The sequence below is a fragment of the Streptomyces sp. HM190 genome, assembly GCF_009857135.1.
GTDB lineage: Bacteria > Actinomycetota > Actinomycetes > Streptomycetales > Streptomycetaceae > Streptomyces > Streptomyces heilongjiangensis.
The window spans coordinates 2,580,857-2,595,397 of sequence record NZ_CP047318.1 but is presented as its reverse complement, the minus strand read 5'-3'; the positions used below and the strand labels follow the sequence as shown (position 1 = coordinate 2,595,397).

Annotated in this window: 15 protein-coding genes and 1 pseudogene; 4 read left to right on the top strand and 12 right to left on the bottom strand. The window is 72.0% G+C overall.

Features of this window, described 5'->3' with window-relative positions:
• Window positions 1-5: 5 nt before the first annotated feature.
• Both GSY65_RS10860 and GSY65_RS10855 read right to left on the bottom strand, forming a co-directional pair.
• Window positions 6-998: an aldose epimerase family protein gene (locus GSY65_RS10860; protein WP_159767138.1), complete on the bottom strand. Its 993-nt coding sequence runs from the start codon at window positions 996-998 to the stop codon at window positions 6-8.
• Window positions 999-1,013: 15 nt separating this feature from the next.
• Entirely contained in the window at window positions 1,014-1,913 is a 900-nt protein-coding gene (locus GSY65_RS10855; protein WP_159767137.1) for an SGNH/GDSL hydrolase family protein, read from the bottom strand.
• A gap of 343 nt (window positions 1,914-2,256) precedes the next feature.
• Between GSY65_RS10855 and GSY65_RS10850 the strand changes: the two genes are divergently transcribed.
• Entirely contained in the window at window positions 2,257-2,751 is a 495-nt protein-coding gene (locus GSY65_RS10850) for a DUF3145 domain-containing protein (RefSeq protein WP_159767136.1), read from the top strand.
• A 119-nt stretch (window positions 2,752-2,870) separates the two neighbouring features.
• Here GSY65_RS10850 and GSY65_RS10845 read toward each other — a convergent pair whose 3' ends face one another.
• The 5 genes from GSY65_RS10845 to fasR all read right to left on the bottom strand — a co-directional run bounded on the left by GSY65_RS10845 (window position 2,871) and on the right by fasR (window position 7,888).
• Window positions 2,871-4,142, bottom strand: coding sequence for a beta-ketoacyl-[acyl-carrier-protein] synthase family protein (locus GSY65_RS10845; RefSeq protein ID WP_159767135.1), 1,272 nt, complete (start codon window positions 4,140-4,142; stop codon window positions 2,871-2,873).
• A gap of 114 nt (window positions 4,143-4,256) precedes the next feature.
• The gene (locus tag GSY65_RS10840; protein ID WP_159767134.1) at window positions 4,257-4,505 is read right to left on the bottom strand and encodes an acyl carrier protein; all 249 of its coding nucleotides are present in this window, start codon (window positions 4,503-4,505) and stop codon (window positions 4,257-4,259) included.
• Window positions 4,506-4,604: 99 nt separating this feature from the next.
• Entirely contained in the window at window positions 4,605-5,636 is a 1,032-nt protein-coding gene (locus GSY65_RS10835) for a ketoacyl-ACP synthase III (RefSeq protein WP_159767133.1), read from the bottom strand.
• Window positions 5,637-5,657: 21 nt separating this feature from the next.
• Window positions 5,658-6,596 (bottom strand): ACP S-malonyltransferase, encoded by a 939-nt coding sequence (locus GSY65_RS10830; RefSeq protein WP_159767132.1) that lies wholly within the window; start codon window positions 6,594-6,596, stop codon window positions 5,658-5,660.
• Between the two features lie 89 nt (window positions 6,597-6,685).
• Complete coding sequence (gene fasR, locus GSY65_RS10825; protein WP_159767131.1) at window positions 6,686-7,888, bottom strand: fatty acid biosynthesis transcriptional regulator FasR; 1,203 nt, start codon at window positions 7,886-7,888, stop codon at window positions 6,686-6,688.
• A gap of 162 nt (window positions 7,889-8,050) precedes the next feature.
• On the opposite strand from fasR, the gene GSY65_RS10820 reads away from it, so the two are divergent.
• Complete coding sequence (locus GSY65_RS10820; RefSeq protein ID WP_159775793.1) at window positions 8,051-8,710, top strand: pirin family protein; 660 nt, start codon at window positions 8,051-8,053, stop codon at window positions 8,708-8,710.
• 28 nt (window positions 8,711-8,738) lie between these two features.
• On the opposite strand, the gene GSY65_RS10815 is transcribed toward GSY65_RS10820, so the two are convergent.
• The 3 genes and pseudogenes from GSY65_RS10815 to GSY65_RS10805 all read right to left on the bottom strand — a co-directional run bounded on the left by GSY65_RS10815 (window position 8,739) and on the right by GSY65_RS10805 (window position 10,685).
• Window positions 8,739-8,933 (bottom strand): DUF397 domain-containing protein, encoded by a 195-nt coding sequence (locus GSY65_RS10815; protein ID WP_159767130.1) that lies wholly within the window; start codon window positions 8,931-8,933, stop codon window positions 8,739-8,741.
• Window positions 8,893-9,742: pseudogene (locus tag GSY65_RS10810) on the bottom strand (helix-turn-helix domain-containing protein). The gene GSY65_RS10815 and the pseudogene GSY65_RS10810 overlap by 41 nt, the downstream one beginning before the upstream one ends.
• Before the next feature lie 121 nt (window positions 9,743-9,863).
• Complete coding sequence (locus GSY65_RS10805) at window positions 9,864-10,685, bottom strand: serine hydrolase domain-containing protein (protein ID WP_159767129.1); 822 nt, start codon at window positions 10,683-10,685, stop codon at window positions 9,864-9,866.
• A gap of 85 nt (window positions 10,686-10,770) precedes the next feature.
• On the opposite strand from GSY65_RS10805, the gene GSY65_RS10800 reads away from it, so the two are divergent.
• Both GSY65_RS10800 and GSY65_RS10795 read left to right on the top strand, forming a co-directional pair.
• Window positions 10,771-11,247, top strand: a complete 477-nt coding sequence (locus tag GSY65_RS10800) for a MerR family transcriptional regulator (protein ID WP_159767128.1) — start codon at window positions 10,771-10,773, stop codon at window positions 11,245-11,247.
• The gene (locus GSY65_RS10795) at window positions 11,244-12,329 is read left to right on the top strand and encodes an aldo/keto reductase (protein WP_159767127.1); all 1,086 of its coding nucleotides are present in this window, start codon (window positions 11,244-11,246) and stop codon (window positions 12,327-12,329) included. The genes GSY65_RS10800 and GSY65_RS10795 overlap by 4 nt, the downstream gene beginning before the upstream one ends.
• 22 nt (window positions 12,330-12,351) lie before the next feature.
• Here GSY65_RS10795 and GSY65_RS10790 read toward each other — a convergent pair whose 3' ends face one another.
• A complete protein-coding gene (locus tag GSY65_RS10790; protein WP_159767126.1) occupies window positions 12,352-13,206 on the bottom strand; it encodes a DUF4429 domain-containing protein in 855 nt (284 codons plus the stop codon).
• 75 nt (window positions 13,207-13,281) lie between these two features.
• Window positions 13,282-14,490, bottom strand: a complete 1,209-nt coding sequence (locus tag GSY65_RS10785) for an alpha/beta hydrolase (protein WP_159767125.1) — start codon at window positions 14,488-14,490, stop codon at window positions 13,282-13,284.
• Window positions 14,491-14,541 lie beyond the last annotated feature (51 nt).

Sequence of the window (14,541 nt, the reverse complement as noted above, 5' to 3'; positions counted from 1 at the left end):
AGGGGCTACGCGCGCACCCCGAAGCCGTAGACCGTCTCCGACCGGTACACCTCGCCCGGCCGCAGTTCCGTACTCGGGAACCGCGGCCGGTTCGGCGAGTCGGGGAAGTGCTGCGTCTCCAGGGCGATCCCGGCACCCGGTCCGAACGGCCCCGCCAGGTGGTCCGCCGTGTAGAGCTGCACGCCCGGCTCGGTGGTGGCCACGGTCAGCACCCGCCCCGACCCCGGATCGCGCAGCTCCGCCACCGCCTCCGCCGCCGCGGTGACCCCCTTGTCCAGCACGAAGTTGTGGTCGTACCCGGCGCCCACCGGCCGCGCCGTCCGGAAGTCGAACCGGGTGCCGGCCACCTCGGCGGGCTCACCGGTGGGGACGAGGTCCGCGTCCACCAGGGTCACCCGTGCCGCGTCGATCCGCAGTTCGTGCCCGCCCGCGTTCCCGGAGGCCGCGCCGGCGAGGTTCCAGTACGAGTGGTTGGTCAGGTTCACCACGGTCGGCGCGTCGGTCACCGCCTCGTACGCGATCCGCAGCGCACCGCCGCCGTCGCCGTCGTCGTCCAGCGTGTACGTGACGGACACCTCCAGCCGCCCGGGGAAGCCCTCCTCCCCGTCCGGGCTGACCCGCGAAAGCCGCACCCCGCCCTCGACGGCCCGGGTGTCCCACACCCGCTTGTCGAAGCCGAGGGGACCGCCGTGCAGGCAGTTCGGCGGGTTGTTGCGCGCCAGCCGGTACTCCCGGCCGTCCAGCGTGAACCGTCCCCCGGCGATCCGGTTGGCGTACCGCCCGATCAGCGCCCCGAAGAACGGCCCCGGGTCACGGAGGTAGCCGTCGAGATCCGCGAACCCCAGCACCACGTCCGCCGTCCGTCCGTCCCGGTCGGGGACCTCCACGGACTGCACGATCCCGCCGTACGTGAGGACCCGCACCCGGATGCCGCCCCGCTCCAGCGTCCACCGGTGCACAGCCGTGCCGTCGGAAAGTGTGCCGAAAAGTTCGCTCATGAGCGGAACCCTAGGTCACGCGTCTCTCCTGCTGACGATCCGGTAGGCGATCTCGGCCAGCCGCGCCTGGCCGTCGACACTGGGATGGAACCAGTCCCACTGGCTGAGCTGGGCCTGCCCGAAGCGGTAGTCGAAGACCGCGTCCCCGTCGTACCGGCAGTGGCGGTCCTCGGCGCACACCTCCCGCAGCACGTCGTTGTACGCCTCCACACGGCTCTGGACGGTCTCGCGCCGCTTCGTCGCCGCCGTGGTGAGGACATCCGGGTCGGCCAGCATGGACGGGCAGATGCCGAGCTTCCACACCTGCTTGCCGAGCGGATTCGTCCGCCCCTCGGACCACAGCCGCTTCAGGTCGGGCACGCTCGCCACGAACACCTGCGCCTTGGGCAGACTGTCACGGAGCGTGTCCATCGCGTCCTCGAAGTCGGCGCGGAAGTCCGCGACCGGGGTCATCTCGTCGGCGGTCGCCCGGCACGCGTCGTTCGCGCCGATCATCACCGTGACCAGCTCCGGCCTGCGCGTCACCGCCCGCGCCACCTGATGGGGCAGGTCGGCCATCCGGGCGCCGGTGACCGCGTAGTTCCAGCTGCGCTCGGCCGCTCCGGTCCGCCCGAGCAGCCGTACGGCGAGGCTGTCGACCGAGGCGTCGCTGCCGGTCGCCCACGACACCTCGGGGCAGTCCGACAGCACCGAGCACGCGTCGAAGCCACGGGTGATGGAGTCCCCGACGGCCGCCAGCGACCGGGGGGTGCTGTCCCAGGCGGGGGTCGGCGACGCGGAGGGCCGGGCCTTCGCGCCGGTGCCCTCGGGTCCGGGGGAGTTGCCGCCGGTGGCGTCGCAGCCGGTCACCGCGAGCAGCGCGGCCGTCAGCACGGCACCGGACACCGCCCTCGAACGGTGGCGTCGCTTCCGCATCCCCTGGTCCCCTCGTCGGTCGTCCCCTGCAAGTTCCCACCCCACTCAACGTCCGGGGGTTCCCGACACGGACGGCGGCGGGACGGATGTGGCGCGCGAAGCAACTGATCCAGCCATTCCGTACGTCCTCCCGGATGGCTGAGTTCTTCCGGGGTCCCACCCCCCGATGGCTCAACCGAAGGGTCGGACACGCGTCCCGCCGGGTGAAACCGCGCTGCTTCCCGGCGCCGGCTCCGACGGTACGTCACACTCCCCGCCCCGCCGCACGGTAGCCTCGGCCCGTGGCCGCTCTGCCACTGCCGTTCCGTCAAACTGCAAGACGTCCCGCTCTGTGGAGGCCCCGGTGACGACACGTGGAGTTCTGTACGTGCACTCCGCGCCGCGCGCGCTGTGCCCGCACGTCGAGTGGGCCGTCGCGGGCGTTCTGGGCACCCGGGTGAACCTCGACTGGATCCGCCAGCCGGCCGCGCCGGGCACCTGGCGCTCGGAGTTCTCCTGGCAGGGCCGGGCCGGTACCGCCTCCCAGCTCGCCTCCGCGCTCCGCGGCTGGCACCTGCTCCGCTTCGAGGTCACCGCCGAGCCCTCCGCCACCGCCGAGGGCGAGCGCTACAGCTGCACCCCCGACCTGGGCATCTTCCACGCCGTCACCGGCATCCACGGCGACATCCTCATCCCGGAGGACCGGCTGCGCGCGGCCCTGACGAGATCCCGCGGCGGCGAGACGGACCTGGAGGCGGAGATCGCCAAGCTGCTGGGCAAGCCCTGGGACGACGAACTGGAGCCGTTCCGCTACGCGGGCGAGGGCGCCCCGGTCCGCTGGCTCCACCAGGTGGTGTAGATCACGACAACCAGGTGGTGCAGGTCCAGGTGGTGCAGGTCCAGGTGGTGCAGGTCACGACAACGCCGAACGGCCCGGACTCCGCACGGAGTCCGGGCCGTCTTCGGTCAACGCCGGTCTCAGATCGTCCTGAACGCCAGCACCACGTTGTGACCACCGAAGCCGAACGAGTCGTTCAGCGCGGCGATCCGGCCCTGCACGGGCAGCTTGCGGGCCTCACCGCGCACCACGTCCGCGTTGGCCTCGGCCTCCGGGTCGAGGTTGTCGACGTTGATCGTCGGCGGGGCCACCCGGTGGTACAGCGCGAGCACCGTCGCGACGGTCTCCACACCACCGGCGCCACCCAGCAGGTGCCCGGTCATGGACTTCGTACCGGAGACGGCCATGTGGTCGGTGTCGTCGCCGAACACCTTGCGCAGCGCCTTCAGTTCGGCGATGTCGCCGGCCGGCGTCGACGTCGCGTGCGCGTTGACGTGCACGATCTCCGCCGGGTCCAGGTCGGTGCGGTCCAGCAGGTTCTGCAGGGCGTGGGCGATGCCGCGCCCCTCCGGCTCGGGCTGCACGATGTCGTGGCCGTCGGCGGAGATGCCCTGCCCGACCGCCTCCGCGTAGACCCGGGCGCCCCGTGCGGCGGCGTGCTCCGCGGACTCCAGGACCACGACGCCGGCGCCCTCACCGAGGACGAAGCCGTCGCGGGCGGTGTCGTACGGACGCGACGCGGCCTGCGGGTTCTCGTTGTTCTTGGACATCGCCATCATGTTGCCGAACGCGGCGATGGGCAGCGGGTGGATCGCCGCCTCGGTGCCACCGGCGACCACGACGTCGGCGCGGCCGGTGCGGATCATCTCGATGGCGTAGCCGATGGCCTCGGCGCCCGACGCGCAGGCGGACACGGGGGTGTGCACACCGGCACGGGCCCCCACGTACAGACCGACGTTGGCGGAGGGGCCGTTGGGCATCAGCATGGGGACGGTGTGCGGGGACACGCGGCGTACGCCCTTGTCCTTCAGCACGTCGTACTGGTCGAGCAGCGTCGTCACGCCACCGATGCCGGAGGCGATGACCGCGCCGACCCGGTCGGCGTCGACGGTGCCGTCGTCGGCGGAGGTCTCGGTGTAACCGGCGTCGGCCCACGCCTCCTTGGCCGCGATCAGCGCGAACTGCGCCGAACGGTCCAGCTTGCGGGCCTGGGGCCGGGGGATGACCTCGGTCGGCTCGACGGCGATCTGCGCCGCGATACGGACCGCCTGGTCGGCGGCCCAGTCCTGCTCCAGGGGGCGGACACCGGACTTGCCGGCCACCAGCCCCTCCCAGGTGGAAGTCGCGTCGCCACCCAGCGGTGTGGTTGCGCCGATACCGGTGACGACCACGGTGCGATTGGTCGAACTCACGGGAATGTTCTCCAACGGTTACGAGGATTCAGCGGCGCCACCGCCGGGTGGCGGGGCAGACGGACTGGTGTCCGGGGACCGGGCGGCCGGACGGCCGGACCCGGTCCCGGCGGATCAGGCCTGGTGCTTGAGGATGTAGTTGGTCGCGTCGCCGACGGTCTTGAGGTTCTTGACGTCGTCGTCCGGGATCTTGACGTCGAAGCGCTCTTCGGCGGCGACGACGACCTCGACCATGGACAGGGAGTCGACGTCCAGGTCGTCGGTGAAGGACTTGTCCAGCTGGACGTCCTCGACCGGGATGCCGGCGATCTCGTTCACGATGTCGGCGAGACCGGCGACGATCTCTTCCTGAGTGGCGGCCATGTCAGGCGCTCCTTCGTAGATATCCAGAGGGTGTGCGTCCGCCGCGTCAGCGGCAGGTGTTGCTGTACCGCGCCGGATCACAAGATCCGGAACGGTTGCCTAGGGGAGGGTAACGACCGTCGCTGCGTACACGAGACCCGCCCCGAAGCCGATGACGAGCGCGGTGTCGCCGCTCTTCGCCTCGCCGGTCGCCAGGAGCCGCTCCATGGCGAGCGGGATCGAGGCGGCCGAGGTGTTGCCGGTGGTGCGCACGTCACGGGCGACCGTGACGTGCTCCGGCAGCTTGAGTGTCTTCACCATCGAGTCGATGATCCGCTCGTTGGCCTGGTGAGGGATGAAGACGTCCAGGTCGTCCGGGCTGATCCCGGCCGCGTCCAGCGCCTGCTGGGCGACCTTCGCCATCTCGAACACGGCCCAGCGGAACACCGCCTGGCCTTCCTGGGTGATCGCGGGGAACTTGACGTTGCCCTCGCTGTCCAGCGGGAGCGTGTCGACGTTGCCGGCCTGGTACTCGTTCCACGGCACCGTCTGCTTGATCGTCCCGGCCTTGTCGCCCTCGGAGCCCCAGACGGTGGGGCCGATGTGCGGCTCCTGGGAGGGGCCGACGACGACGGCGCCGGCGCCGTCACCGAAGAGGAACGCGGTGGCCCGGTCCTCCAGGTCGGTGAGGTCCGACAGCCGCTCGACGCCGATGACGAGGACGTACTCCGCGGAGCCCTCGACGACCATGCCCTTGGCGAGGGTCAGGCCGTAGCCGAAGCCCGCGCAGCCCGCGGAGATGTCGAAGGCGGCGGCCTTCGCCGTGCCCAGCTTGTCGGCGATCTCCGTGGCCACGGCCGGGGTCTGGCTGAAGTGCGAGACGGTGGAGACGACCACGGCGCCGATCTGCTCGGCGGCGATCCCGGCGTCCGCGATGGCCTTGCCGGACGCCTCGATCGACATGGCGGCGACGGTCTCCTCGTCGTTCGCCCAGTGCCGGGTCTCGATGCCGGAGCGGGAGCGGATCCACTCGTCGGAGGAGTCGATCCGCTCCAGGATCACGTCGTTGGGCACCACTCGGACCGGGCGGTAGCCGCCGACGCCGAGGATGCGTGCGTACGGGGCGCCCTTGCTCGGCCTGATCTTCGACATTTCTGTCTGGCTCCTAAGGTCTCAGGCGCCCGCCGCGTCAGCGGCAGGTGTCGATGTCTCGGCGATGAGCTCACGGGCGGCGTCGAGGTCGGCGGGAGTCTTGAGGGCCACCGTCCGCACGCCGGGCAGCGCGCGCTTGGCGAGACCGGTGAGCGTGCCGCCGGGGCAGACCTCGATCAGCCCCGTCACACCCAGCTCCTTGAAGGTCTCCATGCACAGGTCCCAGCGGACCGGGTTGGCGACCTGGCCGACCAGCCGCTCCAGCACCTCGGCGCCGGTGGCGACGGCCCTGCCGTCCTTGTTGGAGACGTAGGTGACGGTCGGGTCCGCGGGCGTCAGGGCCTCGGCGGCCTTGGCGAGCGCGTCCACGGCCGGGGCCATGTGGTGCGTGTGGAAGGCGCCGGCGACCTTCAGCGCGACGACCTTGCGGACGCCCTCCGGCTTGTCCTCCGCCAGGGCGGCCAACTGCTCCAGGGTGCCCGCGGCCACGATCTGGCCCGCGCCGTTCATGTTCGCCGGGGTCAGCCCCAGCTTCTCCAGGTGCGGCACGGTCGTCTCGGGGGCACCGCCGAGCAGGGCGGACATGCCGGTCTCGGTGATCGCGGCGGCCTCGGCCATCGCCAGACCCCGCTTGCGCACGAGGGTCAGCGCGGCCGTGTCGTCGAGGACACCGGCGAAGGCGGCGGCGGTGAACTCACCGACGCTGTGGCCCGCGACCGCGCCGGGGGAGACGTCCCCGAGGGCGGTGGCGGACAGCAGTCCGGCGGCGACCAGCAGCGGCTGGGCGACGGCGGTGTCCCGGATGTCGTCGGCGTCGGCCTGCGTCCCGTAGTGGGCGAGGTCGAGTCCGATGGCGTCCGACCACGCGGCGAGGCGGTCGGCGGCACCGGGGAGTTCGAGCCAGGGGTTCAGGAAGCCGGGCGTCTGGGCGCCCTGGCCGGGAGCGACGAGTACGAGCACTCTCACACTCTCTCTTGGGGACGGTCGAAGCCGCCCGTGAGGACAGGGACGAAGAACAGCAGGGCCTTTTGTAGCCCTCCGACAAAACCCTAGAGCTGGTGATCCCCATCGACCAGACGCCCCAGGATCAGCGCGATCCGCAACGTGAACGCAGAGCGTACATCGGAGGGCGACCAGCCGGTGACGTCAGTCACACGTCGGAGCCGGTAGCGCACGGTGTTGGGATGGACGAACAGCATCCGCGCGGCGCCCTCCAGGCTGGACGCCTGTTCGAGATAGACGCTGAGTGTCTCCAGGAGCGCGGAGCCCGCCTCCTCCAGTGGTCTGTAGATCTCCTCCACCAACTGCTCGCGCGCATTGGGGTCGCCCGCGATCGCGCGTTCCGGAAGCAGATCGTCCGCCAGCACGGGCCGGGGCGCGTCCTGCCAGGCGGAGCATGCCTTGAGGCCCGCGGCCGCCGCCTGCGCGGACCGGGTCGCGGCCAGCAGGTCGGGCACGATCGGCCCCGCCACGACCGGGCCCGCCGCGTACGGCCCGATCAGCGACTTCGCCACCTGCAAGGGGTCGTTGCTGCCGCCGGCGATCACCACGAGCCGGTCGCCGAGCACACCCGTGAGCACCTGGAGCTTGGCGTGCCGGGCCGCCCGGCGGATGGCCTCCACGGTCAGCTCGCTGTCACCGTCGGGGGCCGTGCCGAGGACCACGCACACATGCTCCGGGGAGTTCCAGCCGAGGGCGGCGGCCCGGCTCACCGCGCCCTCGTCGGCCTCACCGCTGAGCACCGCGTTCACGACCAGGGACTCCAGGCGGGCGTCCCACGCGCCCCGTGCCTCGGCGGCCTGCGCGTACACCTGGGCGGTGGCGAACGCGATCTCCCGCGCGTACACGAGCAGCGCCTCGCGCAGCACGCTCTCGTCACCGGGGGCCGCGACCTCGTCGATCGCGGACTCCATGACCTCGATGGTCGTGCGCACCATCTCGACGGTCTGGCGGAGCGTGATCGCCCGGGTCAGCTCGCGCGGCGCGGTCCCGAACACGTCCGTCGAGATCGCCTGGGGGGCGTCGGGGTGCCGGAACCACTCCGTGAACGCCGCGATGCCCGCCTGCGCGACCAGTCCGATCCACGACCGGTTCTCCGGCGGCATGGCCCGGTACCAGGGCAGCGTCTCGTCCATCCGCGCGATGGCCTGCGCGGCGAGGCTTCCGGACGACTTCTCCAGCCGCTTCAACGTCGCGGAGTGCGCGTGGACGTACGGTGCGGTCTCGGACTTGCTGGCTTCTGGTTCGGGCACGGGACCTAGAGTGCCTTATCGCTCCGCACGCTCGCGTCGTAGGGTCCGTGAGCTGGGGCGGGCGTCAGCGGGGGCCGGTGCGGGCCGGAGGGCGCGTGCGGTGCGGGCCGGGGAGTCAAGGCCCGTGTGGGTCGGGCCGGCCGGGGCTACCGTGGGAGCGTGATGGACACAAGGCGCGCCGACGAGCGCTACCCGGGCGGAGACCCCTCGGCCGGTATCTCCTCGTTCCACGCGTTCTCGTTCGGGGCGCACTACGACCCCGACAACATCAGGTTCGGCGCGGTCATCGCCTGCAACGAGGAGCGGCTCGCGCCCGGCGCCGGGTTCGACGAGCACCCGCACAGCCACACCGAGATCGTCACCTGGGTCGTCGAGGGCGAGCTGACCCATCGCGACACCACCGGCCACGAGACCGTGGTCCGCCCCGGCGACGTCCAGCGGCTCAGCGCGGCGGGCGGCGTCCGGCACGTGGAACGCAACGACGGCACCGAGCCGCTGACCTTCGTGCAGATGTGGCTGGCCCCGCTCGACCCCGGCGGCGACCCCGCCTACGAGATCGTCCGCGGCATCGCCGACTCCACCCCGTACGCCGTCCCCGAGGCCGGCGCCATGCTGCATGTGCGGCGCCTGACCGCGCCGGGGGAGCGGGCCGAGGCGCCGGACGCGCCGCGCGCGTATCTGCACGTCGTCCGCGGCACGGTCCGGGTCGGGCCCCATGAGCTGGGGCCCGGCGACTCGGTGCGGGTGGAAGGGGAGACGGGGCTCGAACTGGTCGGGACGGCCGTACCGGCGGAGGTGCTGGTCTGGGAGCTGGCGGACTGACCCCCGGGCCGGCCGGCGCTCCGGTTGCTCAGCGCAGCCCGTCGACGAAGGTCCGCCAGGCGTGCGGGCCGACGAGCAGGACGGGGCCACCGGTGCTCTTGCTGTCGCGCACGGGGACCGCGCCGGGGAAGCCGTCGGCCACCTCGACGCAGTCGCCGCCGGTGCTTCCGCTGTAGCTGGACTTACGCCACCGTGCGTTCCTCAGGTCGGGGCTGTTCTCCATAACGCTCCTCCATCACACGGGTGATCAACGCCGCCGAATCCTCGACGGAGAGGGCGGCGGCCTGGAGATGAGCGTAACGGCGCGCGGCTTCCCTGATGGCGTCAGGGTTGGCCGTCATATGGCCGGAGATGAGGTCCTCCGTGTAGATGATGTCCGGGTCGCCCTCGAAGCGGAGGAGGTTGAACGCCCCGTCCAGGCTGGTGTGTTCACCGGCCCTGTACGGCAACACCTGGACCCGCATCCACCGGTGCCCGGTGAACTCCAACAGCCGGGCCAGTTGGCCCCGCATGACCTCGCGGCCACCGATGGGCCGGTGCAGCACCGCCTCGTCGAGGATCGCCCGGGCCAGCGGCGGCTGTTCCCGCTCCAGGATGCGCTGGCGCTCCATCCGGGCCGCGACCAGGCCGTCGAGGTCCTCCGGCATGCCGGTGGCCAGGACGGCCTGGCGCGTACTCCTCCGTCTGCAGCAGCCCGTACACCACCTGCGCCTGGTATGTGGAGATGTAGGTGGCCTTCGCCTCCATCTCCGCGTACGGCTGGAACCAGCTGGGCAGTTGGCTGCGCAGCACGAGGCCGATCAGCCGGGAGAAGACGCCGTCCGTGCCGAGCGCCGCGTCCACCCGCTCGGAGAAGTCGCGGGTGGGGATCTTCTTCGTGGTCTCGATCTGCCCGATCAGTGAGCCCGAGCAGAAGATGATGTCGCCGAGCTGGGCCTGTCTGAGGCCGTGTGCCTCGCGCTGCCGACGCAGCTCCCAGCCGTAGTAGTCGAGCGGGGAAGCGCTGGGATCGAGTGATTGGATGTGGGCCACCGTGGTGCCTCCGGCCTCCAACGCCTCGCGGCGTTCGTCTCGTTGCGTGATCGAGCGTAAGCGAAGCGTCGCACCCCGGTGAGGTGAATCACGCAATCGTCCCGCCGGTGAGGGACGTGCCTCAGCCCCGGATCTCGGTGAGCACCGCGTCCGTGAACGGTGTCCACGCCTCGATCGCCCACGGGCCGAACGCGCGGTCCGTCAGGGCGACGCAGGCGAGGCCCGCCGTCGGGTCGATCCACAGGAACGTGCCCGACTGGCCGAAGTGGCCGAAGGTGCCCGGCGAGGACGTCGTCCCGGTCCAGTGCGGTGACTTGGAGTCCCGGATCTCGAAACCGAGGCCCCAGTCGTTGGGGTTCTGGTGCCCGTAGCCCGGCAGCACGCCCTTCGTGCCGGGGTACTGCACGGTCATCGCCTCGGCGACCGTCCGCGGGTCGAGCAGCCGGGGCGCCTGCACCTCGGCGGCGAACCGCACGAGGTCGTCGACGGTGGACACGCCGTCCTTGGCCGGGGACCCGTCCAGCGTGGTCGCGGTCATCCCCAGTGGCGCGAGCACCGCCTGCCGCAGGTACTCGGGGAAAGGGATGTCCGTCGCCTTCGCCACATGGTCCCCGAGCACCTCGAACCCGGCGTTGGAGTACAGCCGCCGCTCCCCGGGCGCCGACATCGCCCGGTGCTCGTCGAAGGCCAACCCGGAGGTGTGCGCCAGCAGATGCCGTACGGTCGCCCCCGCGGGCCCGGCCGGTTCGTCCAGCTCGATCGCCCCCTCCTCGTACGCGACGAGCACGGCGTACGCGGCGAGGGGCTTGGTGACCGAGGCCAGCGGGAAGCGGTGACCGGTGGGGCCGTGCGACCCGAGGACGGCGCCGTCCGCCCGGACGACGGCGGCGGCGGCCGTGGGGACCGGCCAGTTCTCGATCAGGGCGAGGCTCTGCAAGGACATGCGACGAGCCTATCCGCCACGTCCTTCTGTCTTCTCGCCGTATTCGCTTGCTTGGAGCGCACTCCAGGGTTTTAGCGTGGTGGGCATGACGGTGATGGAGACCACGAGTACCACCGGCACAGCCAGTACCGACAGTTGCGCCGGACCGCCGCGGCAGCCCCGGCGGCCGGACGGGCAGGACAAGTACACGATCAGCGAGGTCGCCACCCTCACCGGTCTGACGGCGCACACCCTGCGCTGGTACGAACGGATCGGCCTGATGCCGCACATCGACCGCTCGCACACCGGCCAGCGCCGCTACCGCAATCGCGACCTCGACTGGCTGGACCTCGTCGGCAAGCTCCGGGCCACCGGGATGCCGGTCGCCGACATGGTCCGGTACGCGGAACTGGTGCGCGCGGGCGACCACACCTACGCCGAGCGCTTCGACCTCCTCAAGTCGACCCGGGACGACGTCCTGTCCCGGATCGCCGAGCTGCAGGACACCCTGGCCGTGCTCGACCGGAAGATCAACTTCTACGCGGACGCCGGGCGGGCCCTGGCGTCGGAGAGGGCCTCATGACGAACGGCGCGAACGGCGCGAACGGATCGGACGGCACTAGCGGATCGGACAGCACGAGCGGAGTGATCGGCTCGGACGGCGTGATCGCGAAGGTGCGACTGGGGGCGGACGGCCCCGAGGTCGGCGTCCAGGGCCTCGGCTGCATGGGCATGAGCTTCGCCTACGGTCCCTCGGACGCGGCGGAGTCCCGCGCCACCCTGGAGCGGGCGCTGGAACTGGGCGTCACCCTCTACGACACGGCGCACGCCTACGGCGCGGGCGAGAACGAGAGGTTCCTCTCCCCGTTCGTCACGGCGCACCGCGACGACGTCGTCATCGCCACGAAGTTCGGCCTCGCCGTGCACCCCGACGACCCGACGAGGCGGATCATCCGCAACGACGCCCCGCACATCCGCGAGTCCGTCGAGGGCAGCCTGCGCCGCCTCGGCGTCGAGGCGATCGACCTCTACTACATGCACCGCCGGGACGTGGACGTCCCCATCGAGGAGACCGTCGGCGTCATGGCCGAGCTGGTCCGCGAGGGCAAGGTGAAGCACCTGGGGCTCAGCGAGGTCACGGCCGGGGAGCTGCGCGCCGCGCACGCCGTGCACCCCATCGCCGCCCTCCAGTCCGAGTGGTCCCTCTTCAGCCGGGACATCGAGGCCACCGTGGTCCCCGCGGCCCGGGAACTCGGCGTGGCGCTCGTGGCGTACTCGCCGCTCGGCCGGGGCTTCCTCACCGGGTCGTTCGCCAGGGCCGAGGACCTCACCGCCGACGACTTCCGTCGCCAGCAGCCCCGCTTCACCGGCGACAACGCCGCCGCGAACGCGGCCCTGCTGGAGCCGGTCCGCCAGGTCGCCGAGGCCCACGGCGCCTCCCTCGGCCAGGTCGCCCTCGCCTGGGTCCACCACCAGGCGTCCGTGCACGACCTGCCGGTCGTCCCCATCCCGGGCACCCGCAGGCCGGGCCGGATCGAGGAGAACGCCGCGGCCACCAGGCTCGCCCTGACGGGGGCGGACCTGGCCGTGCTGGAGCCGATCGCGGCCGAGGTGGCGGGCGACCGCTACGCGGACATGAGGTCCACGTCGGCGGGCAGGGAATGACAGGCGGTGAGGAGTCCGGGCCTCACAGCTCCGCGAGGAGTTCCGCCTTCTTCGCGCTGAACTCCTCGTCGGTGACCAGCCCCGCCGCGTGCAGCTCCCCCAGATGCCGGATCCGGTCGGCTATGTCGGCCGGGTCCCGCCGGGGTCCGGCCGCCACCGGAGCCAGGGCCCCCGCGCCCGCGGAGCGCGCCGCGGCCAGAACCGCCGCCGCGAACGGCAGCGACTCGTGCACCGGCCCGTACCCCAGCCCGAACACCACGGCGGCCGGATCGTGGTCCGGCTGGGGCGGCCGCTCACCGGCGGTGTCCCGCCGAAGCAGCCGCAGGTACCCCTCGAAGCCCTCCGGGGACCGCCACTCGACGCCACTCAGCGCGCTCACCGGGAAACTCTGGTCCCCGGCCTTCCACTTCGCGGAGGAGGCGCCCGTCCAGGACCACCGGAACGACACCGACCGCCCGTCGAACGACGCCTTCCCGTCGTACGCCTTGAACTGCCGCGGCACCTCCGGCGCCGCCACCAGGAACCGCTCGGCCGGCCCCGACCCGGTCAGCCGGGCCCGCAGTTCGTCCGCGTAGTACTCGGCGAGGGTCTCCCGCTCGGCCGGCAGCACCAGCCGGTACGGATCGGCGTTCTCCTTGAGCTGCTCGGCCGCCGCCTCCATCAGCGGGTCGGCGCCCGGCCGCGGCACGGCCCGCAGCACGACGGTGCCCCGTTTCCCCGGTGCCAGCGTCACCCCCGCGATCGCCTCCAGGGGGACGCGTCGCTCACCGAGCGCCTGGAACAGCTTCGGTGTGCGGATCCCCCGTTCGAAGCGGATGAGCACGGAGTCGGACTCGAACTCCCAGGCGGCATGAAATCCGGCCAGTACGTCACCCATGCGGCTCATCGTATGCGGACGGGGCGGGGAAGTCCCGACCCGTGGCGCACCGCACCATCGCCGCCTCTACGCGCGTCAGGCGGCGCCGGTGTCCGGCAGACCGGCCCGGCACCCGTCGTTCTTCCGCGCGCACTCCACCAGGTGGTAGGCGCCGATCCCGATCTCCGCGAAGTTGTACAGGCTCACGGTCCCGGGCTCGAAGTAGCCGCTGTGCCCCTCCGCGTCGGACGCCGACAGCAGGCGCGCCCCGAACTCCGCCGACATCGGGTCGGCGCCGTGACCGAGCCCGCCTACCTCCAGGTACGGCACGTCCTGCACCCAGTCGTCGGCGTCCCGCATGGCCCACACCCGGGCGGCCGTGTGCAGCCCGGAGACCTTCGCGGTCCGCATGCCGGGGCTGCCGGCGACCGCGATGTCCGTCACCCGTGACGGCAGGGAACGTGCGGCGACGCCGCACACCACCGAGCCGTAGCTGTGGCACACCAGAGCGACCGTGGACCTGCCGGGCAGCGCCCTGACCAGCTTGTTCAGCCGGATCGCGCCCTGTTCGGCGCGGAGCGCGGTGGCCGAGTCGAGGCCGAGGCCGTCGGGCGCGGTGTAGTCGGCCCAGGCGATCACGGCGGTCCGCGTCCGGGTGCTCGCCGTGCGCTCTGCCCGGTACAGCGCCTCGGCCATGCCGACGGGCGCCGAGTAACGGCGGTTGGTGCGCTGGAAGGTGAGGACGTCGGTGTCGACGCCGGGGACGACGACCGAGACGCGCTCCGCCCGGTCGAGGTCGCCGAAGACCTCGGCCACCCGGCCGGTGCCGTCGGGGTCGAAGGCGAGGATCTGCCGGTCCTCGTCCGCCAGCGAGGCGTAGCGGTGCATGCGCCGGGTCGCCTGGAACAGGCCGGTCTCGGAGAGCCGCTCGTCGTGCGTGAGGGCCCGCTCGCGCTTGCTCTGCTGCCGGAGCGCGATGCGGTTGGCGCGGTAGCGCAGCTCGACGGGGGCGCCGTTCATGTTGCCGACCGCGAGTGGGTAGCGGTGGGCGAGCCGCCGCTGCTGCCGGTCGGTGAGCGAGGCGAAGAACGCGGTCAGCCGCTGCGGGGACGCGTCCGCGTCGGGCAGTTCACGCCCGTCGAGGTGTCCGTGCCGCCACGCCGAGAGCGACGCCTGCAGTGGGGACTGCGCCCGGTGGTTGCGGATCGCCGTCCAGCCGGTGGTCGCCAGCATCACGAAAACCACGGCCAGCGCCAGCAGTGCGCGCCAGACGTTCAGTTGCGGGGAGGAGTCGAAGGAAGTCACTGAAAGGACACACTAGGAGAACGGAAGGGTCTCGCGTTAACCGAGTGAGAG